Origin of the sequence: Amycolatopsis sp. DSM 110486 (assembly GCF_019468465.1) — a bacterium.
Lineage (GTDB): Bacteria > Actinomycetota > Actinomycetes > Mycobacteriales > Pseudonocardiaceae > Amycolatopsis.
Genome location: NZ_CP080519.1, coordinates 5475538 through 5501170, shown reverse-complemented (window position 1 = coordinate 5501170; position 25633 = coordinate 5475538). Strand labels below are relative to the sequence as shown.

Sequence of the window (25633 nt, the reverse complement as noted above, 5' to 3'; positions counted from 1 at the left end):
TTGCGATGGAGCCGCCTAGAAACACGGGGATTCGCCGACAGGGAGAGGTGACATCCCCGAGGTCGTCGGGCCCGTCCACTGGGCGCCAGCGGGAACGCGGCGGTGTGGCGTTGGCGGGCAGTACCCGCGGCAGTCGCCGTGAATTGCCGGCGATGGCGGATCCGGCCATCGCGCGGCGGCGGGGTGGCGCGGGTGTCGCCGGCGGAGTTGGCTCGGCACTGCTTTGTCACGCGGCAGTCTTTGCGGGATGTGATGGGCGGGTTGCGTGGGGCTGGCCGCGACTGAAAGCGCAGGTCGGCGGCATCGTTGCCGGTGATTGGGACGATGTGGCATCCGAATGGCCTATGGCCCGAGTCACATTATTGGTCTATACCATTTGGACAAGGTTTCCCGCTCTTCAGGTCCCCGCTGTGGAGGTTTCACCATGAGGCTCCCCTCTCCCCGGAAGTTGATTGCTGCGTTGGGTGGATTGGCGGCTGTGGCCGCCGGGTTGGTTGCGCCGGGGGGTGTGGCGGTTGCGGCGGCTGGGTCGCCGGTGCCTGTGGCGCCGTATGTGGATATGGGGGCGTGGCCGACGCCGGTGTTGTCGGCGATGTCGGCGAAGGGTGGTGTCAAAGGGTTCACGCTCGGGTTCGTGACGGGTGCCGGGTGTAAGGCCAGCTGGTTCAACGCGTATGACCCGCGGTCGGCGTGGCAGGCGAGTGAAATCGCGAAGATCCGGTCGGGCGGGGGTGACGTGAAGGTGTCCTTCGGGGGTGCGTCGGGGATTGAGCTGGCGCAGGCGTGCAGCAATGTGTCGTCGCTGGCGGCGGAGTACGACGCCGTAGTGAAGGCGTACGGGCTGAAGTACATCGACCTCGACATCGAGGGTGCCGCTGTGGCGGATACGGCGTCGATTCAGCGGCGGTCGCAGGCACTCAAAACCGTTCAGAGCAACAACCCCGGGCTGAAGATCTCGCTGACGCTGCCGGTGCTGCCCAACGGGCTCGACAGCAACGGCCTCGGCGTCGTCAACGCGGCCAAGGCCGCGGGTGTGAACCTGGACCTGGTCAACGTGATGGCTATGGACTACTACCAGGGCGCCGGCGACCAGGGTGCGAAGGCGATCTCGGCCGCCAAGGCGACGCAGGCGCAGCTCAAGTCCATCTTCGGCCTCTCGGAGGCGGCCGCGTGGAAGAAGGTCGGGCTGACGCCGATGCTGGGCGTGAACGACTCGCAGAACGAGATCTTCTACCAGAAGGACGCCACCGCTGTGGTGAACTTCGCGAAGAGTGTGCACCTCGGCATGCTGTCGTTCTGGGAGGCCGGCCGCGACGCGAACGCGTGCAACGGCGCGCTTTACCGCTGCACCAACGTTTCCCAGCAACCCTACGAGTTCTCGAAGATCTTCTCCGGGTACAACGGCTGACCGGAGGCCCGGCCTGGTTGTCCATTGAGGACGGCCAGGCCGGGCAACGCCGTCAGGGCAGGTAGTACATCGGGTTCGGCAGCTTCACCGGGTGGTCGGCGTAGCCGCCCTCGAGGTCACTGAACTGATCCCCCAGGTTGAGCACGATGTGGGCACCCGTCGCCTGGATGTGGGCGCGGGTGCCCGACTTGTACTGGATCGTGGTGCAGGTCAGACCACACGGCAGGTAGCCGGGCGCCGTGCCGGCCGGCTTGAAGAACGCGTCCGCCGGGGCCGGGTAGCCCTCGTTGGCCAGGTTCTTCAGCGACTGCGGGCCTTGCGGGGTGCTGCGGCCGGTGAGGAAGTAGATCTTCACGCCGCGCTGAGCGGCCCAGTTCGCCAGCTCCAGCACGGGCTTGTTGGCCACGAAGGTGCCGTTGTCGATCGCCTGCTGCTGCTTGACCGGGTCGAACCCGAAGTCGTTGTCGGCTTCCCAGCCGTAGGTGACCTCGGACGTGTCGTCGACGTCGAGGACGATCGCTGGGTCCTTCACCTTGCCGAGCTTCTGCGTGAGATAGCGCTTCGCGTCGGCCACTACGCGCTGGGTGTCGGTGACGAACCGGCTCGAGTCGGAGTAGTGGTGCTTGCCCGACGCGTCGAGGTAGTCGCCGTAGTAGGCCTTCACGTCGTTCTTGACCTGGCCGATGTTCGCCGGCTCCCGGCCGTGGGCGGCTGTCACGGCGTCGGAGCCGGCCAGCGCGGTCGCGCCACTCGCGACGGTGGCGCCGATCGCCGCGGCGGCGGCGAGCTTGAGCAGGGCGGGAAAACGGGACACGGCGACCCCTCCAGGGTGAACTTCGGGTAAACTGCGCCCGAAATCTACGCCACCTCAGGCGCCAGGAGAACCCTCCGAATGGATGCGTTCGGCGCGGCAGACGAAGGCCACCGGCGACCGGCCGATGCGCGTGAGCACCACAGTGGACTCGGCACCACCGCGCAGTTTCAGGCGACGGCGCAGGGCGTCCGGGTCGATGTCGAGACCACGGACGAGGATCTCCAGCCGGCCGACGTCGTGGCGTTTCAGCGTGGCGCGCAGGGACTTTTCGCTGTACGGGCCGTGTTCCAGCACGCGGAAGGCGCGCACACCCGGAGGCGGGGTGTCGCCCGTGAGGTACGCGATGCGTTCGTCCAGCTGCCACAGGCCGTGGCGCGCCGCGTAGTGGCGGACGAGGCCGGCGCGGACGACGGCGCCGTCCGGGTCGATGATCCACTCCCCCGGCGGCGAACCAGGCAGGTCGTCCAGTTCGGTGTCGGTGACCGTCCACTGAGTACCGTCCGAACGCAACACCGTGGCGCGCCGGGAGACGCCAGTGTCCAAACCACGCCAGAGACAGGCTTCGCGGACCTGGCCGTCGAGCGAGACCAGCTCCACCTCCTCGGCCCACGGCGCGATGGCGAAGTCCAAGCCTGGCGCGCACTTCACCGACAGAGTGCGCCCGGCGTAGGCGTCGACGAGCTCGTCCAGCGGAGGCAGGAAGTCCGCCGGTTTCCACGTGCGCCGTCCGGCCGAGTCGCGACGGGCCGGGTCGGCGACCACGACCGTGTCCCGGCTGACGGGGCGCAGAGCGTCGGCCTGCACCACACCGACCGAAACCGATGCCGCGGAAGCGTTGTGCCGCGCCATCTCCAGCCGCACGCGGTCCACATCGGACCCCAGTGCCCGCGACGCGACCCGCGCCAGCTCCACCAAGTCGGCGCCGACGGAGCACGTCACGTCGTGCACATCACGCCCGGCCAACCTGGCCGCCCGGTGCCGCGCCACCACCGTGGCACTCGCCTGTTGCAAAGCGTCGCCGGTGAACAGCCACGAGTCCGCGTCCGCGAGCTTCAGAGCCGATTTCCGCCGCAGCACCACCGTTTCCAGCACTGCTGCGGCAAACCGCTCCCCCACCGAACGGCGCACAGCGGCGACGTCGGCAATGCGGGAAGCGTCCGTCAGCGGCAGCGCCGCGCAGTCGGCGAGCGCCGCCCGTCCCGCGGCGGAGCGCAGGAAGGCGACGTCGTCGAGCGAGAACCCGTAAGCCAATTCAGGAAGGCCGCTTGGTCCCGGTGATCATCACGTTGTAGAACAGCTCGCGCGGCAGCACCTTCGAGAGCACCTTCTTGTCCAAAGCGGACAGTCGCAGCCACAGGTGGTAGGCGAACAGGCGCCACCGCACCGTGAGCTTCTCCTGAGGCACCGCGGCCTCGAACGTCCGGATCGGCCATCCGGCCAGCGCGGCCGAGAACTCGTCCGTCACCGCGCGCACGTCCTGGGCACCCGCGCCGCGCGCCATCCCCTCGAGCTCCGACGGGTCGAAGGTGTGGATGTCCACCACGGCTTCCAGGGCCGCCGCGCGCGAGGATTCGTCCAGTTCGGACTGCGGGCGCCGCCAGCCGTTCAACGCGGGCAGCTTCGTGACGCGCGTGGTGAGGTACCAGGTGATCTGGCCCAGCTTGCGCGCGTAGAAGTCGCCGACCTTGGTCGGCTCGCCCGCGAAGACGAAGCGCCCGCCGGGCTTCAGTACGCGCAGGACCTCGCCGAACGCCTGGCGCACGTCCGGGATGTGGTGCAACACGGCGTGGCCCACCACGAGGTCGAAAGTGTTGTCCTCGTACGGGATCCGCTCCGCGTCGGCCACCCGGCCGTCGACGTCGAGGCCCAGCTTCTCCGCGTTGCGCAGGGCCACCTGCACCATGCCCGGTGAGAGGTCCGTGACGGAGCCTTTCTTCGCGACGCCGCCCTGCATGAGGTTCAGCAGGAAGAACCCGGTGCCGCTGCCCAGCTCCATCGCGTGGGTGTAGGGCTGGCCGTCCTCGCCCGCGACGGCGTTGAACACGTCGGTGGCGTAGGAGATGCAGCGCTCGTCGTACGAGATCGACCACTTCTCGTCGTACGTCCCGGCTTCCCAGTCGTGGTAGAGCACGTTGGCGAGCTTCGGGTCGCCGTAGGCCGCCTTGACCTCGTCGGCCGTGGCGTGCGGGTTCGGGGCCGGGTCGGCCACGGCCGTCACTTCCCCTCGAAAGTGGCCTTGCCGGGGCCGTTCTCGACGAAGGACTTCATCCCGTTCTTCTGGTCCTCGGTGGCCCACAGCGCCGTGAACAGCTGCGTCTCGATCTTCAGGCCAGTGGCCAGGTCGACGTCGAGGCCCGAGTCGATGGCGGCCTTCGCGGCCTTGAGCGCCACGGCGGGACCGTTCACGAACTGCGCGGCCCACTTGTGCGCGGCGGCGTACACGTCGTCCGGGGCGACGACCTCGTCGACGATGCCGAGCTTCAGCGCTTCGTCGGCCTTCACGAACCGGCCGGTGTAGATGAGGTCCTTGGCCTTGCTCGGGCCGATCAGGCGCGAAAGCCGCTGTGTGCCGCCGGCGCCCGGGATGATGCCGAGCTGGATCTCCGGCTGGCCGACCTTCACGTTGTCGCCCGCCACGCGCCAGTCGGCGGTGAGCGCCAGCTCCAGGCCGCCGCCGAGGGCGTAACCGGTGATCGCGGCGACGACCGGCTTCGGGATGGCCGCGACGAGCGAGCAGGACGCGGTGAGCTCGGCCCCGAACTTCGAGATCTCCGGGTAGGTGCGGTCGCCCATCTCCTTGATGTCCGCACCGCCGGCGAAGGTCTTCTCGCCGCCGTACAGGATCACCGCACGCACGTCTGCGCGGTTCGAAGCCTCGCGCGCGGCCTCAGCCAGCTCGGTCTGCAGCTGGTTGTTGATCGCGTTGACCGGCGGCCGGTTCAGCCGGATCGTGCCGACCCCGTCCTCGACCTCGAGGTTTACGAACTCTCCCACGCGACTTCCTCCTCGTTGACGGATGCCGGCAGGCTACCGGCCGGTACGCCCGAACTTACCGGCGCCGGGCGAAGAACCGCTCGCCCGAACGCTGCAGCACCAGGTCCTGGTCGAACGTCTTCGACAGGTTCTCGCTCGTGATCACGTCGTCCATCAGACCCCCGACCACGGCGTGCCCGTCGCGCAGCAGCAACGCGTGGGTGAAGCCCGGCGGGATCTCCTCGACGTGGTGCGTGACGAGGACCATGGCCGGTGCGTCCGGGTCCATCGCGAGGTCGGACAGCCGCGCCACGAGGTCCTCGCGCCCGCCCAGGTCCAGACCGGCGGCCGGCTCGTCGAGCAGCAGCAGCTCCGGGTCGGTCATCAGCGAACGCGCGATCAGCACGCGCTTGCGCTCGCCTTCGGACAGCGTGCCGAAGGTGCGCTTCGCCATGTGCGCGATGCCGAGCGTGCCCAGCAACTCGGCGGCACGGTTGAGGTCGAGGCTGTCGTAGGCCTCGCGCCAGCGGCCCATCACGGCGTAGCCGGCGCTCACAACAACGTCTTCCACGCGCTCGTCGCCGGGGATGCGCTGGGCGATGGCGGCGGAGGTGAACCCGATGCGGGGGCGCAGGTCGAAGATGTTCACGCGGCCGATGCGGTCGCCGAGCAGGTCGACGGTGCCGGCCGTGGGGTGCAGCTCCGCGGCGGCCAGCCGCAGCAGGGTCGTCTTGCCCGCGCCGTTGGGCCCGAGCACGACCCATCGTTCGTCGAGTTCGACGTTCCAGTCGAGGTCCGCGAGAAGGTCGTTTCCGCTGCGGCGGACGCCGACACCGGACATCCGCACCACGAGGTCGTCAAGGTCGCTGGGCAGGATCGGCTCGCTCACGAGCCCATTGTGGCCGTCCACGCGCGCGCGTCCGCACCCGCCCGGGGTTGACAACGCACCCGCGCGCGTGTGACCCCGCGACGGCGTCCAGCGGATGGGACGACGCAGCGTGCAAACCGTGAGCTGTGGCACGATCGGCGACGTGTCCAGGTCCGCGTCCGCCGCCGTCCCCGCAGCCCGGGGCTCGTTCTGGCGCCGGCGCACGATCGACCTGCTCCTCGTGGCCTCGTGCGGGTGTACGCGAGCGCGGCACGCCTGCTGAACGCGGGTTTCGTGCCGCGCTGTGCCGTCTTGCCAGCCGTCACCCCTGCTTGAGGAGCACCCGCGTTGACCACGTCGATCACCCGTCCCGACTTCGAGATCCACCCCCGTCTGACCGATCCCCTGCTGGCACAGCTGCTGCAGCCCGAGCGCCTGCTGTGGACGCCGCGTGAGCTGGCCGACCTCACCAAGACCGTGACCACCGAGCTCACCTCCAGCCTGCGCGAGGTGCTGCGCTTCGACGAGGAAAACCGCTGGTGGGCGCGGCTCGCGCTCACCGACGGGCTCGAGCTGTGGCTGTTGTCGTGGCTGCCCGGCCAGCACACGAAGCCCCACGATCACGGCGGCGCGGCCGGCTCGTTCACCGTGCTGCAGGGCGAGCTGGGTGAGGAATACCGCTATCCCGGCGGTCCGATCCGGCGCCGCACGCACAAGGCGGGCGAGAGCATCGGCTTCGGCGCCGGGCGCGCGCACCAGGTCACCGGCCTCGGCGACGAGCCGGCCGCCAGCGTCCACGCCTACTCGCCGCCGCTGGTGCCCACGCGCGAATACACGACGCTGGCCGACGTGCCCGGCGAAATCCCGCCGCTGCCGGTCATACTCGGCCGATGAGCTCGATCGACGACTTCCTCGCCGGCGCCCGGTCCTCCCTGGACCGGGTTCCGCCGGCGCGCGCGGCCGCGCTGCAGGCCGAAGGCGCGCTGATCGTGGACATCCGGCCGCACGCCAACCGCGCCGCCGAGGGTGAGATCCCCGGCGCCGTGGTCGTCGAGCGGATCCACCTGGAGTGGCGGCTCGCCCCGGACAGCGACTGGCGGCTGCCGGATGTGACTCCTGACACGACGGCGATCGTGGTGTGCAACGAGGGCTACTCGTCGAGCCTGGCCGCGGCGGATCTGCAGCGGTTGGGATTGAAGAACGCTACGGATCTCGCGGGTGGGTTCCGGGCGTGGGCGGCTGAGGGGTTGCCTGTGGTGGAGGGTGGGTCGCCGGCGGTTCCGTAAGTCCTCGGAGGAGTCGGCGGTGACCGGTCAAAGGCCTGGGTCCGCCGGCTCGATCCAGTAGCGCCGGCCCGGACCGCCGCCGGTGTCGCGGGTGTCCTCGAAGACGCCGCCGAGGCACTCGATCGTCTTCATCGAAGCGGTGTTGCCCGGATCGCAGACGAGCAGCAGGCGGTTCATGCCGAGGTTCCGCGCCTGGTCGAGAACCTGGCCCAGCGACCACGAGGCCAGCCCCCGCCGCCGAGCGGTCGGCCGGATGCCGAAGCCGATGTGGCCGGCCTGGCGCACGTAGCCGTCGAACCCGTGCCGCAGCGCGATTCCGCCGAGCACCCGGTCGCCCTCGACGATCCACCGGTACGTGACCTCCTCCGACTCGGCGGCCAGCCGCGCCACCGAGGCAGCGAACCCGGCCGCCGTGCGGACCTCGTCGGCCGGTTTCAGTCCGAAACCGTCTTCGTGGCTGCCGGGGCCCCACTCGGCGTGCGCGTCGAGCCAGGCGCGGTGCAGCCGGGTCGTGGGGGCGATCAGCGCCGGCACTACGCGAGCACCACCCGGGCCAGTTCCGCCGGGCTGGCCAGCAAGGGGTGCTTCGGCAGCACCCGCACCGTGTAGCCCACCGAGCCGGCGCGGGGCAGGCGCAGTGAAGCGGAGAACGCGCCGATGCCGTCTCCGTGCATGGGGACCGTGACGGTGTCCGTGAGTTCGTCGCCGTCGCCGACCTGGCCGACGACGGCCTGGATGTCCACTTCGGACGGGTCCAGGCCGGCGAGGTCGATGCGGGCACGGACGGTGACCTCGGTGCCGACAACCAAGCGCGAGGAGTGGTCGTAGAGCAGTTCCGAGTCGAAGATCCGCAGGCGGGGCCACGAGACCTCGAGCTTGGTGCGGTAGTCGGCGAGCGACAGGGCGCCGCGGTAGCCGTCGTCGACGGCGGCGGCGACCATGCGCGACGCGGGCAGGTAGCCGGAGTCCACGTACTCGCGGACCATGCGCGATGCCTGCACCCGCGGACCGAGCGTCTCCAAGGTGTGCCAGACCATCGACAGCCAGCCGGAGGGGACGCCCGAAGCGTCGGTGTCGTAGTAGAGCGGCGCGATCTGCTGGCCGAGCAGGTCGTAGAGCGCCGCGGCCTCGAGGTCGTCGCGGCGCAGGGGATCCGTGACGCCGTCGGCGGTGGGAATGGCCCAGCCGTTTGAGCCGTCGTAGCACTCGTCCCACCAGCCGTCGCGGATGGAGAGGTTGAGGCCACCGTTGAGGGCCGACTTCATGCCCGACGTGCCGCACGCCTCCAGCGGCCGCACGGGGTTGTTGAGCCACACGTCGCAGCCGCGGTAGAGGTACCGGGCCATGGACATGTCGTAGTCGGGCAGGAAGACGATCCGGTGGCGCACGGCGGGGTCGTCGACGAACCGCACGATCTGCTGGATGAGCTGCTTGCCGTTCTCGTCGGCGGGGTGCGACTTGCCGCCGATCACGATCTGGATCGGCCGCTTCTCGTCCAGCAGCAGCGCACGCAGGCGGTCGGGGTCGCGCAGCATCAGCGTGAGGCGCTTGTAGGTCGGCACGCGGCGAGCGAAGCCGACGGTCAGCACGTCCGGGTCGAACACGCGCTCCGTCCAGCCCAGCTCGAGTGCCGAAGCGCCACGCTGCATCCATGCCGCCCGCACGCGCCGGCGTACCTCCCCAACGAGCTTTCCCCGCAGCTCGCGGCGCAGCTCCCACAGCTGCTGGTCGGTGACGCCGTCGCGCAGCGAGCTGTCCGGCGTGCGGCCCTCGTGGCCGAACTCGTCGTGGTTGCCGCCCAGCAGCGCGCTCAGCTCGCGCGCGACCCACGTGGGCCCGTGCACGCCGTTGGTGATGGACGAGACCGGCACCTCGTCGTCGTCGAACCCGGGCCACAGGCGGGAGAACATGCGGCGCGTGACGCGGCCGTGGAGCTCCGAGACGCCGTTGGCGCGCTGGGCGAGCCGCAGACCCATGTGGGCCATGTTGAACAGGCCCGGGTTGTCCTCCGCACCCAGCTGCAGCACGCGGCGCACGTCGATGTCGGGCACGAGCCGGCCGTCGGAGAAGTAGCGCTGCACGAGGTCGACGGGGAACCGGTCGATGCCGGCGCTCACCGGCGTGTGGGTGGTGAACACGGTGCCCGCGCGCACGGCCGGGAGCGCCTCGTCGAAGGCGAGCCGGTCGGCCTGGATGATCTCGCGGGCGCGCTCGAGGCCGAGGAACCCGGCGTGGCCCTCGTTGGTGTGGAACACGTTCGGCTGCGGGTGGCCGGTGAGCTCGCAGAACTTCCGCACGGCCCGGAAGCCGCCGATGCCGGCGAGGATCTCCTGGCGGATGCGGTGGTCGGCGTCGCCGCCGTACAGCCGGTCGGTGACGGGGCGCAGGTCCTCGTCGTTGGCCTCGATGTCGGTGTCGAGCAGCAGCAACGGGATGCGGCCCACGCGGGCGCGCCAGATCTGCGCGTGCAGCGTGCGCCCGCCCGGCATGGCGACCTCGACGAGCACCGCGTGCCCGCCGTCGGTCACCAGCTCCAGCGGGAACGCGTTGGGGTCGATCACCGGGTAGTGCTCGACCTGCCAGCCGTCGAGCGACAGGCTCTGGCGGAAGTAGCCCGACCGGTAGAGCAGCCCGACGCCGACCATCGGCACGCCGAGGTCCGAAGCCGCCTTCAGGTGGTCGCCCGCGAGCACGCCGAGGCCGCCCGAGTAGTTGGGCAAGGCCTCGGTGACGCCGAACTCCATCGAGAAGTACGCGACGGCCGCGGGCAGGCCTTCGTCGGTGCGCCGCTGGTACCAGCGCGGCTCGGTGAGGTACTGCTCCAGCTCCGCTGCGGCTTCGTGGGTGCGGCGCAGGAAGTCCTCGTCCACGGACAGCTCCCGCAGGCGCTCCTGCGGCAGCGCGGTGAGCATCCGCAACGGGTCGCGGATGGAGTTGAAGAGCTCGGCGTCCATCGACGCGAACAGGTCGCGGGTCGGTGGGTGCCACGTCCAGCGCAGGTTCGTCGCGAGCGCACCAAGCCCCGCGAGCGATTCCGGCAGGCTGGCTCGGACGGTGAACCGGCGGACAGCACGCATGGTCAGCGACCATATCGGGCCGCCCGTTCCCGCGCTCGCGACCCGTTCGGGGATAACGCTCACATCGGGCACAACTGCTGGGTAGGGTCCCGGGCGTGATGAGGCGAGGGGGAGCGCTGCTGGCGCTCGCGGTGGTGGCGGTGCTGGGCGCGGCGGCCTGCGGAACTGGTTCGGCCGGACCGGTGACGCCCGGGGCCGGCAACGTCGCGGGCCTGCCCGTGACCCACTTCGACAGCGGCCTGAAGAGCGGCGCGCCGAAGCCGAACCTGACCGTGAAGAACGCCGAGGGCGGCCAGGACGACCAGCTGGCCACGGCCGCGATCGCCGACGTCGAGGCCTTCTGGGGCGAGGCGCTCCCGACCGACTTCGGGCAGGACTTCAAGCCCGTGACGTCGCTGCTGTCCTACGACTCGCGCACCGACACCGAGCAGACGGCGTGCGGCAGCGTGAAGAAGCTCGTGAACGCGTTCTACTGCTCCGCCGACGACTCGGTGGCGTGGGACCGCGGCGTGCTGCTGCCGATGCTGCGCCAGCGCTTCGGGCCGATGGCGGTGGTCACCGTGCTGGCGCACGAGTTCGGCCACGCGATCCAGTACCGGCTCGGGCCGAAGGCCGGCATCACGAAGAGCACGCCGAGCGTGGTGAAGGAGCAGCAGGCCGACTGCTTCGCGGGCAGCTACTTCCGCTGGGTGGCCGAGGGGAAGAGCAAGTACTACCAGGTGTCCACCGCCGAGGGCCTCGACCAGATCATGGCCGCGATGTTCTTCATCCGCGACCAGGCCGGCACCAGCGCCACCGACCGGCAGGCCCACGGCACGGCGTTCGACCGGACGTTCGCGTTCCAGTCCGGGTTCGAGAAGGGCCCGAAGGAGTGCGCGGGCATGAACGCGCAGAACGTGCAGGCGCGGCTCACGGAGCGGCCGTTCGACAGCAAGGACACCGGCAAGGGCGACGCGAAGATCTCCGAGCAGACGCTGACGCTGCTGAAGGCGAGCCTGGACTCGGCGTTCGGCGGCGCGGGGGTGAAGGCGCCGACGATCGTGCCGGGCAGCGGCAGCTGCCAGGGTGGGCCGTCGACCCCGCCCGCGTCTTACTGCCCGGCCGACAACACCGTGAACATCGACGTTTCGCGGCTCACGGCGCTGGCCCAGCCCGTGGACCCCGACGCCGAGGCGTCCGGACAGCAGAGCACGGGTCTGGGCGACTTCGCGGCGTTCGCGGAGGTGGCTTCGCGGTACGCCATGGGGATCCAGAAGGGCGTGGGGGCGTCGCTGGACAACCCGAACGCGGGGCTGCGGACGTCGTGTCTGGTGGGCGCCTGGGCGGCGTTCTCGAACCGGCCGGGGAGCCTGCGGCTCTCGGCGGGTGATCTCGACGAGGCGATCGCCGACCTGCTGCGCCCGGAGGGCCTGGTGTCGGCGGACGTGAACGGCAAGCGGCCGGACAGCGGTTTCGACCGGGTCGAGTCGCTGCGACGCGGCTACCTCGAGGGTTCCGCTGTCTGCTCGAAGCAGTACGGCTGAGCATCTGGAGGCGGGTTTTCCACGCGGGCTGGAAATCAGCGTGAACGGAGTTTCCAGGCATCCTGGAAACGCGCCTGGCGGGTCAGGAACATGACGAAGGCCCCCGATCGCGGATCGGGGGCCTTCGTCGTGGAACGGCTCAGAACAGTGCGCTCGCCAGGTTGCGGCGGGCCTTCATCACGCGCTCGTCGGCCGGGTCGAAGAGGTCGAACAGCGCGACGAGGTGTTCGCGGACGCGGTTGCGGTCGTCACCGGCGGTGCGGCGGACGGTGTCGATCAGGCGGGTGAACGCGGCGTCCACGTCCTGCTCCGCGATCTCCAGGTCGGCGGCCGCGAGCTGGGCGTCGAGGTTCGACGGGTCGGCGTCGGCCTTGGCGCGGGCGTCCGGGTCGGCCGCTTCGGCGCGGGCGGTGAACTTGACTTGGGCCAGGGCGTTCTTCGCGAGCTCGTTGGCGGGCTCGGCGTCGAGGATGCGCTCGTAGGCGGCCTGCGCGGCGGCGAAGTCGCCCTGCTCGAAGGCTTCCTCGGCCTCGGTGAAGCGCGGGTCCTCGGGCTCCTCGATCGGGCCGCGGACCTCCTCGGCGGCGCGGGTGCCGGGGAGCTTGTCGCGCAGGGCGTCGAGCAGCGCGTCCAGCCACTTGCGGATCTCGGGCTCCGGCAGTGCGCCGGAGAACGCGTCCACGGGCTGGCCGCCGCCGACCGCGACGACCGTGGGGATCGACTGGGCGCCGAACAGCTGCGCGATACGCGGGTTGGCGTCCACGTCGACGCGGGCAAGGACCCAGGCGCCGGCGGCTTCCGTGGCGAGGCGCTCCAGGACCGGGCTGAGCTGCTTGCACGGGCCGCACCAGTCGGCCCACAGGTCCACGAGCACCAACTGGTTGAGCGAGCGCTCGACGACGTCGGCCTGGAACGTGGCTTCCGTCACATCCAGGATCACGTCTGACGACGGCGCGCCGCTCCCGGCCGGCGCCGCACCCGCGGGCGGCGCGGGAGGCTGGCTCCGGGACGCTTCGGCCCGGGCCTTGAGCGCGGACAGGTCGACCGCGCCGGACAGTGCGGCGGACATGGCCGCTGAGTTCGCTGCAGATCCGCGTGGGTGTGTCACGCCCTCCATCCTGGCACGGGGCGGCGGGACATTTCACCGCCGGTGCCCGGGTGTCGCAGTCGCGCCGCGATTGGCAGGAGCGCCCGGCTCGTGCATGCTCACGGCGGAAAGATCAGGGAGGCCGTGATGCTGAGCCGGCGCAACGCCACCGTGGCGGTGGCCGTCGGGGTGGGCGTGGCGTGGGTCGTGGCGATCACGGTGCTCATCGCGAACCAGCCGGACCCGGGCGCGCCCTCGCCCGTAGTCCTGCGTGATTCGCTGCGCAGCGCCCTGGTCGCCCGCGACTCAGGCGAGCTCGAAGACCTGCTCGACTACCCGGGCTCCGGCGCCTCCGACTTCGCCGACGACTACGTGGCCGTGCTCGGCGAAGAGGACGTTCGCGACATCGCCGTGCAGCTCGTCCCCGACGAGCACTCCCCGACGCGCGCGGTGGTCAGCGGGGTGACGCACGGGTCGCGGTTCACCTACTCCCTGGCGGTGACCAGGGAGGAAGGCCGGTGGACCGTGGCGTTCACCCCGCCGCTGCCGTAGGCGCTCAGTCCTCGCGCAGGTGCGCTTCCACGCGGTCGACCTTCGCGGTGAGCTGGCCCGTGTCGTAGCCCGGGCGGATGTCGGCCTTGAGGACGAGGCCGACGCGCGCCGAGCCCTCCCCCGCGGCTTGCACGGCCTGCTTCACGACAGCCATCACCTCGTCCCATTCGCCCTCCACGTTCGTGAACATCGCGTTGGTGGAGTTGGGCAGCCCGCTGTCGCGGACGACCTTCACGGCGCGGGACACGGCTTCGCTCACGCCGGCGTCCGGGTCGCCGCCGGAGGGGCTCACACTGAACGCGACGATCATGTCGGGATCCTTTCGTCGGGGGAAAACAATGGCGGTGCGAGCAGGGCGATCGCCGTGTTCCGGGTACCCGCTGGTAACTTCGTTTGTCATGAACCGACCGCTGCCGTTCGACCCGATCGCCCGTGCGGCTGAGCTCTGGGAGGACCGGATCGGTCCCGCCGGAACCATGGCCGCGGTCACCGGACTGATGCGGGTGCAACAGATCATCCAGTCGGCGGTCGACGGCTCGCTCAAGCCGCACGGCCTCACCTTCGCCCGCTACGAGGCGCTCGTGCTGCTCACCTTCGCCCGCAACTCGCGGCTGCCGATGCGGGTGATGGGTGAACGGCTGCAGTTGCACCCCACCAGTGTCACCAACATAGTCGACCGCCTCGAGCGCGACGGGCTCGTGAAGCGCGTGCCGCACCCCACCGACCGCCGCACGACGCTGGTCGAGATCACCGACGACGGCCGCGCGCGCCGCGAAGCCGCGACAGCCGCGGTGACGGGCATCGACTTCGGGCTCACGGGGCTCACCGAGCGGCAGGTCGAGCAGCTCACCGACCTGCTCACCAAGGTCCGCCGCTCCTCAGGCGACTTCACCGAATAACGCCGAAACCGCGTTCGCCCCGGCGAACACGCCCGGGCGAACGCGAACGGGCCCGCACGACACGAGGTCGTACGGGCCCGTCGAAAGCGGGGAAAATCAGGCGTTCACGGTCTCCGGCACGCGGGACTCGAACAGGCCGACGCCGCCGTGGGTGAGGCGCTGCGGGCCGTCGAGGCGGCCGTTGCGCAGAGCCCACTTCTCGAAGATCCAGGTGAACAGCGGCGGGATGCTGGACAGCAGCGCGAGCACCAGGGTCTTCGGGCGCCAGCCGAGCGGCTTGGCGACGGACAGGGAGATCACGACGTAGAGCACGAAGATCACGCCGTGGACCATGCCGATGACGGGCACGCCGCCCTCACCGGAGGAGTGCACGACGTACTTGAGAAACATGCCGATCAGCAAACCGGCCCAGGACAGGGCTTCGGCGACTGCGGCCACGCGGAACACGATAGCGGCCTTGCTGGACACGACTTCCTCCTGTGCGTCACACGGGTGCGTGCTGCCTGCACACACAAAAACGCGTCCGGTGCACTGTCCAAGGGGGACTCACCCGCTTGACGTCAACAGCACTGTCGGACGCGTATGACACCAGTGTGAGGCGTGACGGCCCTCACCGGAACACCGGGGCCCGTGACCATCCTCACGACCAGTCCGAAATATGGTCTGGACCACTCCTGGAAACCGTGGGGATATGCCCGGAAAACCGTGAAGGCCCCTTCCCGGTCTCGCATTCCGGGAAAGAGCCTTCACGGATAGTTCTCAATCAGACACTAACCGGCACAAGGTGACGGCGGCGCCGACGAAGGTGATGTTGCCCACGTGGCCTGCGTAGCGTCGGCGGTCAGGGTGAAGTCCAGCGTGGTCCCGCGCCGCAGCTGCTCGACGCTCACGTAGGACTTGTCGGACGACCGCGCCTGCCACCCGTCGCCCACCTTCAGGCCGCGGACGTACTGGAGCTTCGCCCCGTCGGCACCCGGTGCCTTGATGGTGACCGAACGCCCGTTCTGCAGGTGCAGCACGGACTTGGCGAACTGCGGCGCGTTCAGCACGAAGTTCCCGGTACCGGGAACGGCCGGGTAGAGACCGAGCGCGCTGAAGACGTACCACGCCGACATGGTGCCGAGGTCGTCGTTGCCCGTGACGCCGTTGGGCGCGTTCGTGAACAGCGTGTGGGCCGCGCGCACCACCGCGGAGGTCTTCCACGGCTGGCCGGTGAGCGTGTACATCCACGGCGAGTGCAGGTCGGGTTCGTTGTTGGGGTTGTAGCGGAACTGGTTGTAGTAGGAGTACGGCCCCACGACCCATTCCTCCCGGACGGTCTTCGCCGGGTCCTTCACGAGGTCGTCGTAGGCGAAGAAGTCGTCGAGGCGCTGGTGGGTGTTGTCGGCGCCGCCCATCTCCTTCATCAGCCCGGGCACGTCCTGCTGCACGAGCCACTGGTACTGCCACGCGGTGCCCTCGTGGAAACCGTCCTGACTCTCGGGGCTGTACGGCTGGCCCGGCGGCGTGAACCAGTCACCGCCGGAGACCTTCGGGCGGAAGAAGCCCGTGAAGCCGCGGTCGGTCACGGTCGGGTCCCACAGCGTCTGGTAGGTGCGGCCCTTGGCGGCCAACGCCGCCGCGTCCTGCTTCTTGCCCAGCGCCGCGGCCATGGCCGAGAGCGAGCAGTCGCCCAGCGCGTACTCGAGCGTGGCCGAAGCGCCGTGGTTCGGGTCGGTGTCCTGTCCCTTCTTCGGGAAGTTCGGGTCGTACTGCACGAACCCGTCGGCCTGGTAGCTCGCGTTGCCCGAGCGGCCCTGGAACGGCGAGGACGCCGGCGGGATCTGCTGCGAGTTCTGCAGCAGCGCCTCATACGCCTCGACTTCGTCACCCTTCAGCGCGCCGAAGCGCCACAGGTCGACCAGGAACGGTGTGACCGGGTCGCCGGTCATGGTGTTGGTCTCCTGGCTCGCGTACGCCCACCGCGGCAGCCAGCCGCCCTGTTCGTGGATCGCGAGGATGCTCTTCGCGATGTCGCGCGCCCGGTCGGGCTTCAGCAGCGCGAGCAGCTGGTTCTGGCTGCGGTAGGTGTCCCACAGCGAGAAGAAGTCGTAGTACGTCCAGCCGATCGCGCGGTGGATCTTCTTGTCGAAGCCGTAGTAGCGGCCGTCGGCGTCGTTCGCGGTGAGCGGCTGCAGGAACGCGTGGTAGAGCGAGGTGTAGAACACCGTGCGCTCGTCGGGTGTGCCGCCGGTGATGTCCACACTAGACAGTTCCTGGCGCCACGTGCGCTGGGCGTCGGCCTTCACTGCGTCGAACGGGCGCACCCGCGAAGCGGCGAGGTTCACGTCGGCGCCGCGGGCGTCCACCTGGGAGATCGACGTGGTGGCGGTGATCTGGTCGCCCTTCGGGAAGGTCAGCCACGCGCCGCGCAGGCCCGCGCCGCCCGCCGAGGACTTGCTCGAAGGCGTGCCGCCGGTCGGCGACCAGGTGCCGTAGCCGGAGAACGGCTTGTCGAACTTCGTGGTGAAGTACGTCGTGTAGGCCTTGCCGCCGCAGAAGGCCTGCGACTCGACGGTGCCGGAGATCGTGTGGTCGTCGACGATCCGGACGCTGCTGCCGGTCACGGGTTCCTTGGCGTTGGCCTGCCCGACGTTCACGAACACGTTGGCCGGACCGGACTTGTCGAACGTGTAGCGCTCGACACCGCTGCGGGTCGAGGCCGTGGTCTCCACGTCGACACCGCCGTAGCCGGTCAGGTGCACCTTGTAGTAGCCGGGTTTCCCGACTTCGCCGTCGTGGGTGTACGCCGCCGCGTAGTTGGCGTTGTCGAACGTGGCGGGCTTGGTCGTGTCGAACGCGGCTCCCGGACCGACGTCGCCCGTGGTCGGCAGCGTGGACACCAGGCCGCCCTGCTCCCAGCAGCCCGCGCCGGAGAGGAAGAAGTGGCCGAAGCCGCGGATCGCGGTGTCGGTGTAGAGGTACCCGGCGTAGTGGGTCGTTTGCGGACTCACCTGCGTCATGCCGAAGGGCACGGACGCGCCGGGGAACGTGTTGCCCTCGTCCTGCGTGCCGATGAACGTGTTCACGGACTCCAGCGCGTCGGCCGGTCTGGCCGAGGCGGTCACCGGCGTGAGGCCGGCCGCCGCGACGGCGAGCGCGACCGCGCCCGCCAGTGTTCTGCTCCTCATCGAGCTCCCTCCCGAGACGGGTCCGTGGAGGGCTCCTCGGGCGAGGAGCCCTCCACGGATCACGGACTGGCGAAGATCAGCCGACGGCGATGGCGAAGACGTGCATCGCGCCACCGCTGACGTTCGACGGCAACGTCACGCTCGCCACCGTCTTACCGGCGTCGAGGGTGATCGGCGCGGTGCCGAACACCATCGTGCGAATCTGCTGCGGGTCGGTGCCCGAAGCGTTGCGGTACGGCGTGGACAGCACGATCCGGTTGCCGAACGACGGCTGCGCGGCGCCGCCGCCCAGCGTCCAGTCGGACACGCCGACCGTGGCGGTGGACATGGTGCCGTCGGTGTAGGTGATGGTGAGCGTGCCCTGCGCGTTGCCGTTGGAGCCGGCGCCGAGCAGCGCGAGCCGGCCCGAGCCGGTCACGGTCACCTTCTGGCCGTTGGCCACCACGTTGTCCGGGTCGCCCGCCGGGAACGACGGCCATGTGAAGTTGAGGCCGTCACTCGTCACCGTGCCGCCCGGCTTGGCTCCGGCCGCGGCCAGCGCGTCGGCCGAGTAGCTCCAGCCACCGCCGTCGAAGTTGGCCTTGGTCGAGTCGGAGTCGGGCGAGATGCCGGCGTTGTCCACTGTGGCCAGCCAGCTGCCCGGCTGCGCCACGAGCACCGTGAGCACGGCCTCGGTGCTCGCCAGTCCCGGCGCGGAGAACGTGACCGGGATGCGGCGGGCGCCGTCGGCGGTGCCCGCGGGAACGGTCACGTTGACCGTGGCCTGTGCCTTGCCGTTGGCGGGCACGGCGACCGAGCCCGACGCGGGCGAGAGAGTGATGCCGTCGGCGCTACCCGCGGTGTAGGTCCACGTCTTCGCGGTGCCGGACAGGTCCTGCACTCCGACGCTCGCCGTCGCGGTCGAGCCCGCCGGGGTCACCACGCGGGCCGGGTTGGCGAACGCCAGGCTCGGCTTCTCCTGCTCGCGGAACGACGGCGGGGCGTCGGCCGCCGCGGCACCCCACTGGGTGGCCGTGGCCGAGCGGGTGAAGTCGAGCGTGCCGCCGGTCGAGATCAGGGCCTCGGGCAGCCACGACTTCGAGGCCGCGCCACCGTTGACCTTCAACGAGCCGACGTAGTCACCGGTGCCGGGCGCGTTGATCGTGATCTTCTTGCCCGCGCCGGTCGTGAGCACGGCGTTTTCGAACCGCGGCGTGGACAGCAGCACCTCGGCGCGGCCCGGGATCTCCGGGTAGACGCCCAGCGCGGACCACACGTACCAGGCAGACATCTGGCCGAGGTCGTCGTTGCCGATCAGGCCCTCGGGACGCGGGTTGTAGAGCTCGTCCATCGACCGGTGCACGATGGCCTGAGTCTTGGCCGGGGCACCCGCGTAGGAGTAGACGTAGGGCGCGTTGGAGTTCGGCTCGTTGCCCATGAAGGCGAACGGCTCCTGCGTGCCCGCGTTCAGCTGCGTGAAGAAGGTGTCGAGCCGCGACTGGGTCGCCGTGTCGCCGCCGAACGCCGAGACGACGCCGCCGAGGTCGTAGGGAACCATCCACTCGTACTGCGCGCCGTTGCCCTCGACCCACCCCTGCGAGCTGGCCGGGTCGTACGTGCCGGCGAAGGAGCCGTCGGCGTTGCGCGGCTGCAGGTGGCCGGTGCCCGGGTTGTAGAGGTTCTGCCAGTTCTGCGCGCGCTTCATGAACGTGGTGTACGTGGCGCTGTCGCCGAGGCGCTTCGCGAACTGCGCGATGGCGAAGTCGGCGCTGGTGTACTCGAGCGTGTCCGCGCCGGCGCCGGGGACGTAGCCGAGACGCATGTAGTCCGCGAGGCCGGGACGCTCGGTGTAGCCCTGGGTGGGCTGCGTGGCGCCCTTGATCATCAGCAGCAACGCCTTCTGGGCGTCGAAGTCACGCGCGCCGAAGGCGTACGCGCTGGAGACGATGATGTGGTAAGGGTCGCCGTTCATCACGCCGGTGTAGTCGTTGGCCACGGTCCAGCGGTCCCACGAGCCGCCCTGCTCGGCGTAGGCCATCATCGAGCGCACGATGTCCGACGTCTGGGCCGGGTCGATCGTGGCCAGCAGCGGGATCTCCGAGCGGTAGATGTCCCAGCCGCTGAAGTTGGTGTACATCGCGTGGCCCTTGTCGGCCTTGTGGATCCGGCCGTCGAAGCCCGGGTAGGAACCGTCCACATCGGAGAACACGTTCGGCTGGATCAGCGAGTGGTACAGCGACGTGTAGAACGTGGTCATGTCCGCGTCGGCGCCGCCGCTCACGGCGACCTTGCCGAGCTGGTCGTTCCACGCCTTGCGCGTGCCGGCCGCGATCTGGTCGAACGACTTCTTGCCGTTGTTCTCGGCCTTCAGGTTCGCCTTCGCGCCGTCCACGGACACGAACGACAGGCCGACCTGCACGTTGACCTGCGCGCCGTTGAGGTTCGCGAAGGTCACGTATCCGCCGCTGCCGGGGCCGCTCACGGTGGTGTCCTGCGTCTTGGCCTTGGCCGGGCGCGCGATGGCGGCGTTCACGCCGTTGGGCTGCGCCACCTTCGCCTTGGCTCCGCCGGTCTCCGAGGTTTTGCCGGGCGTCACCGCGCCGTTCTTCCACGTGCCGATCGAGGCGAACGGGGTGTCGAATTTCGCGGAGAAGTACACGCGGTAGGTGTTCTGCGCGCCGCAGAAGCGGCCGCTGGTCGCCCAGCCGCTGATGGTGTCCTTGCCGATGGTGATCGACGCGTCGTCGGTGCCGTTGACCGAGCCGGACGTGTTGACCAGCAGCGTCGAGGACGCGCCGGCGGGGTAGGTCAGGCGCGCGGAGCCGGTGCGCTGCGTCGCGCTCAGCTCGACCTTCGCGCCGCTGTCGAGGGTGACGTCGTACTCGCCCGCGGTGGCGTGCTCGTTGTCGTGGCTGAACTTCGACGTGTAGTGGCCCGGGTCCGTCGCGGGCGAGGTGCTGACCTCGCCGACGTACGGGATGAAGGGGATGTCCTCGTACGTCGAGCAGCCCGCACCCGAGAGGTGCGTGAGGCTGAAGCCCGTGAGGGCGTTGTCGTCGTAGAAGTAGCCGCCCGGCTGCGACTTCACCGTGTCCGGGCTCCACTGCACCATCCCGAACGGCGCCACCGCGCCCGGGAACGTGTTGCCGGCACCGCCACCCGTGCCCTGGTCCTCACCGCCCGGCCGGGTGCCGACGAAGGGATTCACCCACTTCGCGAAATCAGTGTCCGGGGCTTTCGCGGCCACCGCCGCGGTGGCCGGCGCGACCGCCGCCACCACCGCCGTGGCCAGGAAGATCAGTCCGGCTCTCCAGCGCGCTCGCGCCATCGCCATCGCCTCTCCAGTCGTCGGCGCGACTCGGCCGTCAGGGCCGCGGAGGAGTGGGATGACAACCTTGTCGCGCACACCGTCGATGCGGGCAACCTTGGGCAATCCCTCACGAAAACGTCAAGCCTGCCGTGAGAGCCTGTCCGGTTCAGGACACACTGATCAGCCATCTGCCTCACAACTTTCGCAGGCTGAATCCCATTCGGCGCGAAGCGGGCATTGACAGCGACCCGGCTTTTGGTGTGCAATCTGCGCCACTATGACAACGTTGTCTCCTCATGGCCGGGAAGCGGACGGGCTTCCCCGCCCGGCAAGCCGACGGGCCACGATGAGCGATGTGGCCCGGCTCGCCGGCGTCAGCATCAAAACCGTGTCCCGGGTGGTCAACGACGAGCCCGCGGTGCACCCCGACACCGCCGAGCGCGTGGTGGCGGCCATCGAGCAGCTCGGGTTCCGCCGCAACCTCGGCGCCCGCAACCTGCGTCGCGGCTCGACCACGGGCACGATCGGCCTCATCGTCGAAGACGTCGGCAACCCGTTCTACTCCGAGCTCAACCGCGCGGTGGAGCGCATCGCCACGTCGTTCGGCCGCCACGTGCTCACCGGTTCGTCGGAGGAGAACTCCGACCGCGAACGCGAGCTGGCGCTGGAGTTCTGCGCGCGCCGGGTCGACGGGATCCTCGTGGTCCCGGCCGGCATGCAGCACGGCTACCTCGTGCCGGAGATGCGCGCGGGCACGCCGGTGGTGTTCCTCGACCGCCCGGCCGGCGACATCGTGGCCGACACCGTGCTCGTCGACAACCTCGGCGGCACCATCGACGCGGTCACGCACCTGGTGCGGCACGGCCACCGCCGCATCGCGTTCCTCGGTGACAGCCCCGACATCTTCACCGCGGCCGAGCGTCTGCGCGGCTTCCGCGAGGGCTGCGTGCGCAACGGCGTCTCCTACGACGAGAGCCTCGTCGTGATGCGCACGCCGACGCCGGAGACGATCGCCCACGCCGTGGCGACGCTGCTGACGGGTCCCTCGGCCGCGACCGCGGTGATCGCGGGCAACAACCGCGTGGCCGTGCACCTGCTGCGCGCGCTGGCCCACGCCGATCACCGGCCCGCCATGGTGAGCTTCGACGACTTCGAGCTGGCGGACCTGCTGGACCCGCCGGTGACGGTCGTCGCACACGACGTCAGCGCCCTGGGGCACGCGGCGGCAGAGCTGCTGTTCGCGCGGATCCAGGGGGATCAGTCCGCACCCAGAAAGGTAGTCCTGCCCGTGCATCTCGTAGCCCGTGGTTCCGGTGAGGTCGCCCCGTGAGCACGCACCTCGAACCGATCCGGCTCCCGGCCAACCAGCCGCCGCAGTTCTACCGCGGTGGCGACGCGATCGCCGCGCTGCGCGGTGCCACCGGCACGGACTCCGGCCCTTCGAAGGCAAAGTTCGGCCCGGAGGACTGGGTCGGCTCCGTCACCACGATGTTCGGCCAGGACACCAACGGCCTCACGAAGCTCCCCAGCGGCGTCTGGCTGCGCGACGCCGTGCGCGAGAACGCCGAGGCGTGGCTGGGTTCCGCGCACGTCGCCAAGCTCGGCGACTCCACCGGCCTGCTGGTGAAGCTGCTCGACGCGGGCCAGCGGCTGCCCGTGCACTTCCACCCGTCCGACGAGTTCGCCAAGCAGCACTTCGACTCGCACTTCGGCAAGACCGAGGCGTGGATCGTGGTGGGCACCTACGGCGACGACCCGCGCGTGTACCCGGGGTTCAAGGAGACGGTGAGCAAGGCGACCGTCGCCGAGTGGACGCGCGAGCAGGACGCACCGACCATGCTGGGCGCGCTCAACAGCGTGGCAGTGCAGGCCGGCGACACCGTGTACATCCCGGCCGGGCTGCCGCACGCGATCGGCGAGGGCGTGTTCGTGGTGGAACTGCAGCAGCCCACCGACTTCTCGCTCACGCTGGAGTGGCGTGACTTCCTGGCCTCGCCGGAGAAGGGCCACCTCGGCATCGGCTTCGACACCGCGATCGAAACGCTCGACACGTCCGGCTGGGACGCCGAGCGGCTCACCACGATCGTGAAGCACACCGCCGAGGACAAGGCCACGTCGGTCGATCTGCTGGCCGCGGGTTCCGACGAGTTCTTCCGCGCCGACCGCGTGCAGCTGACCGGTGGCTCCCTGGCGTTCGACCCGTCGTTCTCCGTGCTCGTGGTGCTCGACGGTGCGGGCACGCTGCGCACCGAACACGGCGGCGAATTCTCCCTCGCCAAGGGCGAGACCTATGTGGTGCCGTTCGACGCCGGGCAGGTCGAGGCGTCGGGCACGCTCACCGCGATCCGCTGCCGCCCGCCCGCACTCGAGAAGAGGTAGGCCCAAGAGCGAGATCCTGCTGGACGCGGACCTCACGAAGCACTACGGCTCGGTGGAAGCGCTTCGCGGCACTTCCTTCCAGGCCCACGCGGGTGAGGTCACGGCCCTGATCGGCGACAACGGTGTCGGCAAGTCGACGCTCGTGAAGTGCCTTTCCGGCGCCGAGCATCCGACGTCCGGCAGGATCCTGCTCGACGGCTCCGAGGTTCAGTTCGACTCCCCCGTGACCGCGCGGCGGCTCGGGATCGAGACCGTGTACCAAGACCTGGCCGTCGCACCCGAACTGGATCCGGCGGCGAACTTGTTCCTGGGCCGCGAAATCCACCGCAAGGGTTTCCTCGGCAAGATCGGCATGCTCGACAAGGCCGAGATGCGCCGCCAGGCCGTGGAGGAGTTCCAGCGGCTCGGTGTGACGCTGCAGAGCACCTCCGTGCCCATCGGCTCGCTGTCGGGCATCGCCGTGGTGCTGATCAGCCACAACATGCCCGAGGTGCTGCGGCTGGGCAAGCGCGTGGCCCGGTTCGCAGGGGCGGCCACGAAGCTCGAAGACCTCGTGGCGGCGATGACCGGCGCCCTCGTTCAGGAGGAGGCCGCGTGAGCACGCCCACGAAGGACATCCAGACCACTGTGGACGGTGGATTCGCCAAAGTGCCGCTGGGCGAGCGGCTGATCGGCGCCAACACGTTCTGAATCGCGCTCGTGCTGCTGGCGCTGATCATCGTGTTCACGGTGCTCGCGCCGGCCGAGTTCGCGACGCTGTTCACGCTCCAGACGACGCTGATCGAGACGTCGGTGCTGCTCGCGCTCTCGGTGGGCATGACGTTCGTGATCATCACCGCCGGCATCGACCTGTCCGTGGGCTCTGCGCTGATCTTCGCGGGCATGGTGGCCGGGAAGACGATGGAAGCGCTCAGCCTCGGTAGCAACGCGACCGGCGCGGGCTGGGGCGTGATCTTCGCCGGGCTGGTGGCGGCGGTGCTCGCGGGCACGATCTGGGGGCTGATCAACGGCCGGCTCATCGCCGTCGCCGACATCCCGCCGCTGGTCGTCACGCTCGGCGCGGCGTTGCTGCTCAACAACGGTTCCGACGTGCGCAGCGTGCCGACCGCGCTGAACAAGACGCTGGGCTACGGCACGTCGTTCGCCGGGGTTCCGAACCTCGTGCTGGTGGCCGTGGTGATCACGCTGACCAGGTTCCTGGCCGGCGTGGCCGGGGGTGATCGGCGTGTTCATCCCGGTCGTGCTGAAGAAGGGCTTCAACATCACGCACGTGCGGGACTTCTGGCAGATGATCGCGGCCGGCGCGCTGGCTTCGGCGGCTTCGCTTCTGGCCGCGTGCGGCTCCGGGCAGGTGGGCCAGAGCAGCGACTCGGGTGGCGCGGCGAACTCAGCCAACAGCAAGAAGCTCACGCTGGTGCCCGGCGTGCAGGCGGAGCCGTTCTACATCTCGATGCAGTGCGGCGCGCAGGAAGAGGCGAAGAAGCTCGGCTACGAGCTCACCACGCAGGCGCCGCAGAAGTTCGACGCGACCATGCAGACCACGATCGTCAACGCGCTGGGCGTCAACCCGCCGGCCGCGTTGCTGATCGCGCCGACCGACGACCAGGCGATGCTCGCGCCGATCCAGCAGGTGAAGAACCGCGGCACGAAGATCGTCGAGGTCGACACGTCGCTGCAGGACAAGAGCGTGGCCGAATCGTCGATCTCCTCGGACAACACCGCGGGCGGCAAGCTCGCCGCGCAGACCATGGCCAAGCTCGCGGGCGACAAGCCTGGCTCGGTGCTGATCCTCGACACGATCGCGGGCACGTCGACCACGGCGGCGCGCGCGAAGGGCTTCGAGGACGAGCTGAGGAACCACCCGAACCTCAAGTCGGCCGGCATCCAGTTCACGCAGAACGAGCCGGAGCAGGCCGCTTCGAAGGTCACCGCGGCGCTGGCCTCGACGCCGGACCTGATCGGCATCTTCGCCACCAACCTCAACACCGTTGAGGGCGCGGCGACCGGCCTGCGCAACGCGGGCAAGATCGGCCAGGTCAACCTGGTCGGCTTCGACGCGAGCCCGTCCGAAGTGGACGGCCTGCGCAAGGGCGAGTACCAGGGCCTCATCGCCCAGGACCCGGCCGCGATCGGCACCCAGGGCGTGCAGCAGGCCGTGGCGGCGCTGGAGGGCACGCCCGTGACACGGACCCTCACCGCGCAGCTGCACTCCATCACCAAGGACGACATGGACGCGAACTCGCAGTACTTCTACAAGCAGAGCCGCTGACCTTCCCGGATTCTCGAAGGGGACTTCCCGCGCGGAAAG

General features: G+C 69.8%; 22 protein-coding genes and 1 pseudogene. 11 read left to right on the top strand and 12 right to left on the bottom strand.

All coding sequences use genetic code 11. The annotated features are described in order from the left end of the window. The first annotated feature begins 634 nt into the window (after positions 1-634). Positions 635-1408 (top strand): chitinase, encoded by a 774-nt coding sequence (locus K1T34_RS26755; protein WP_255637604.1) that lies wholly within the window; start codon positions 635-637, stop codon positions 1406-1408. Between the two features lie 52 nt (positions 1409-1460). On the opposite strand, the gene K1T34_RS26750 is transcribed toward K1T34_RS26755, so the two are convergent. Genes K1T34_RS26750 through K1T34_RS26730 form a run of 5 tightly spaced genes read right to left on the bottom strand, consistent with a single transcriptional unit; the run spans position 1461 to position 6084 of the window. Beyond that, positions 1461-2222: an HAD family acid phosphatase gene (locus K1T34_RS26750; RefSeq protein ID WP_220237543.1), complete on the bottom strand. Its 762-nt coding sequence runs from the start codon at positions 2220-2222 to the stop codon at positions 1461-1463. A gap of 54 nt (positions 2223-2276) precedes the next feature. After that, positions 2277-3473, bottom strand: coding sequence for a class I SAM-dependent methyltransferase (locus tag K1T34_RS26745; protein ID WP_220237542.1), 1197 nt, complete (start codon positions 3471-3473; stop codon positions 2277-2279). 1 nt (position 3474) lies between these two features. Then, complete coding sequence (locus tag K1T34_RS26740; protein WP_220237541.1) at positions 3475-4440, bottom strand: class I SAM-dependent methyltransferase; 966 nt, start codon at positions 4438-4440, stop codon at positions 3475-3477. Next, a complete protein-coding gene (locus K1T34_RS26735; RefSeq protein ID WP_220237540.1) occupies positions 4437-5216 on the bottom strand; it encodes an enoyl-CoA hydratase/isomerase family protein in 780 nt (259 codons plus the stop codon). The genes K1T34_RS26740 and K1T34_RS26735 overlap by 4 nt, the downstream gene beginning before the upstream one ends. A gap of 55 nt (positions 5217-5271) precedes the next feature. Further along, positions 5272-6084, bottom strand: coding sequence for an ABC transporter ATP-binding protein (locus K1T34_RS26730; RefSeq protein ID WP_220237539.1), 813 nt, complete (start codon positions 6082-6084; stop codon positions 5272-5274). Positions 6085-6411: 327 nt separating this feature from the next. Between K1T34_RS26730 and K1T34_RS26725 the strand changes: the two genes are divergently transcribed. Then, positions 6412-6957, top strand: coding sequence for a cysteine dioxygenase family protein (locus K1T34_RS26725; RefSeq protein ID WP_220237538.1), 546 nt, complete (start codon positions 6412-6414; stop codon positions 6955-6957). After that, complete coding sequence (locus tag K1T34_RS26720; protein WP_220237537.1) at positions 6954-7349, top strand: rhodanese-like domain-containing protein; 396 nt, start codon at positions 6954-6956, stop codon at positions 7347-7349. Before K1T34_RS26725 ends, K1T34_RS26720 begins: the two co-directional genes overlap by 4 nt. A gap of 27 nt (positions 7350-7376) precedes the next feature. On the opposite strand, the gene K1T34_RS26715 is transcribed toward K1T34_RS26720, so the two are convergent. Together K1T34_RS26715 and glgP are read right to left on the bottom strand one after the other, a co-directional pair. Beyond that, positions 7377-7883, bottom strand: coding sequence for a GNAT family N-acetyltransferase (locus K1T34_RS26715; RefSeq protein ID WP_220237536.1), 507 nt, complete (start codon positions 7881-7883; stop codon positions 7377-7379). Beyond that, positions 7883-10426, bottom strand: a complete 2544-nt coding sequence (glgP, locus tag K1T34_RS26710; RefSeq protein WP_220237535.1) for an alpha-glucan family phosphorylase — start codon at positions 10424-10426, stop codon at positions 7883-7885. The genes K1T34_RS26715 and glgP overlap by 1 nt, the downstream gene beginning before the upstream one ends. A 98-nt stretch (positions 10427-10524) precedes the next feature. On the opposite strand from glgP, the gene K1T34_RS26705 reads away from it, so the two are divergent. After that, positions 10525-11949: a neutral zinc metallopeptidase gene (locus K1T34_RS26705; RefSeq protein WP_220247431.1), complete on the top strand. Its 1425-nt coding sequence runs from the start codon at positions 10525-10527 to the stop codon at positions 11947-11949. A 139-nt stretch (positions 11950-12088) separates the two neighbouring features. On the opposite strand, the gene K1T34_RS26700 is transcribed toward K1T34_RS26705, so the two are convergent. Beyond that, positions 12089-13018, bottom strand: a complete 930-nt coding sequence (locus K1T34_RS26700) for a tetratricopeptide repeat protein (protein ID WP_255637600.1) — start codon at positions 13016-13018, stop codon at positions 12089-12091. Positions 13019-13183: 165 nt separating this feature from the next. On the opposite strand from K1T34_RS26700, the gene K1T34_RS26695 reads away from it, so the two are divergent. Further along, the gene (locus K1T34_RS26695) at positions 13184-13588 is read left to right on the top strand and encodes a hypothetical protein (protein WP_220237533.1); all 405 of its coding nucleotides are present in this window, start codon (positions 13184-13186) and stop codon (positions 13586-13588) included. Positions 13589-13592: 4 nt separating this feature from the next. Here K1T34_RS26695 and K1T34_RS26690 read toward each other — a convergent pair whose 3' ends face one another. Next, entirely contained in the window at positions 13593-13898 is a 306-nt protein-coding gene (locus K1T34_RS26690; protein WP_220237532.1) for a thiamine-binding protein, read from the bottom strand. Between the two features lie 88 nt (positions 13899-13986). Between K1T34_RS26690 and K1T34_RS26685 the strand changes: the two genes are divergently transcribed. Further along, positions 13987-14487, top strand: coding sequence for a MarR family winged helix-turn-helix transcriptional regulator (locus K1T34_RS26685; RefSeq protein WP_220237531.1), 501 nt, complete (start codon positions 13987-13989; stop codon positions 14485-14487). Between the two features lie 96 nt (positions 14488-14583). Here K1T34_RS26685 and K1T34_RS26680 read toward each other — a convergent pair whose 3' ends face one another. The 3 genes from K1T34_RS26680 to K1T34_RS26670 form a co-directional block, all read right to left on the bottom strand. Then, on the bottom strand, positions 14584-14955 hold the full coding sequence (locus K1T34_RS26680) for a DUF3817 domain-containing protein (protein WP_220237530.1): 372 nt from the start codon (positions 14953-14955) through the stop codon (positions 14584-14586). Positions 14956-15257: 302 nt separating this feature from the next. Then, the gene (locus tag K1T34_RS26675) at positions 15258-17657 is read right to left on the bottom strand and encodes a GH92 family glycosyl hydrolase (protein ID WP_220237529.1); all 2400 of its coding nucleotides are present in this window, start codon (positions 17655-17657) and stop codon (positions 15258-15260) included. 76 nt (positions 17658-17733) lie between these two features. Then, on the bottom strand, positions 17734-20970 hold the full coding sequence (locus K1T34_RS26670; protein ID WP_255637599.1) for a GH92 family glycosyl hydrolase: 3237 nt from the start codon (positions 20968-20970) through the stop codon (positions 17734-17736). A 322-nt stretch (positions 20971-21292) separates the two neighbouring features. Here K1T34_RS26670 and K1T34_RS26665 point away from each other — a divergent pair, with 322 nt between their 5' ends. The 5 genes and pseudogenes from K1T34_RS26665 (at position 21293) to K1T34_RS26645 (ending at position 25594) form a co-directional block, all read left to right on the top strand. Further along, entirely contained in the window at positions 21293-22276 is a 984-nt protein-coding gene (locus tag K1T34_RS26665) for a LacI family DNA-binding transcriptional regulator (protein WP_220237528.1), read from the top strand. Then, positions 22273-23325 (top strand): class I mannose-6-phosphate isomerase, encoded by a 1053-nt coding sequence (locus K1T34_RS26660; protein WP_220246900.1) that lies wholly within the window; start codon positions 22273-22275, stop codon positions 23323-23325. The genes K1T34_RS26665 and K1T34_RS26660 overlap by 4 nt, the downstream gene beginning before the upstream one ends. A gap of 13 nt (positions 23326-23338) precedes the next feature. Next, on the top strand, positions 23339-23923 hold the full coding sequence (locus K1T34_RS26655) for an ATP-binding cassette domain-containing protein (protein ID WP_255638797.1): 585 nt from the start codon (positions 23339-23341) through the stop codon (positions 23921-23923). Beyond that, positions 23920-24646: pseudogene (locus K1T34_RS26650) on the top strand (ABC transporter permease); the annotation flags it as partial. The gene K1T34_RS26655 and the pseudogene K1T34_RS26650, both read left to right, overlap by 4 nt. A 30-nt stretch (positions 24647-24676) precedes the next feature. Next, positions 24677-25594: an ABC transporter substrate-binding protein gene (locus K1T34_RS26645; protein WP_370643842.1), complete on the top strand. Its 918-nt coding sequence runs from the start codon at positions 24677-24679 to the stop codon at positions 25592-25594. Positions 25595-25633 lie beyond the last annotated feature (39 nt).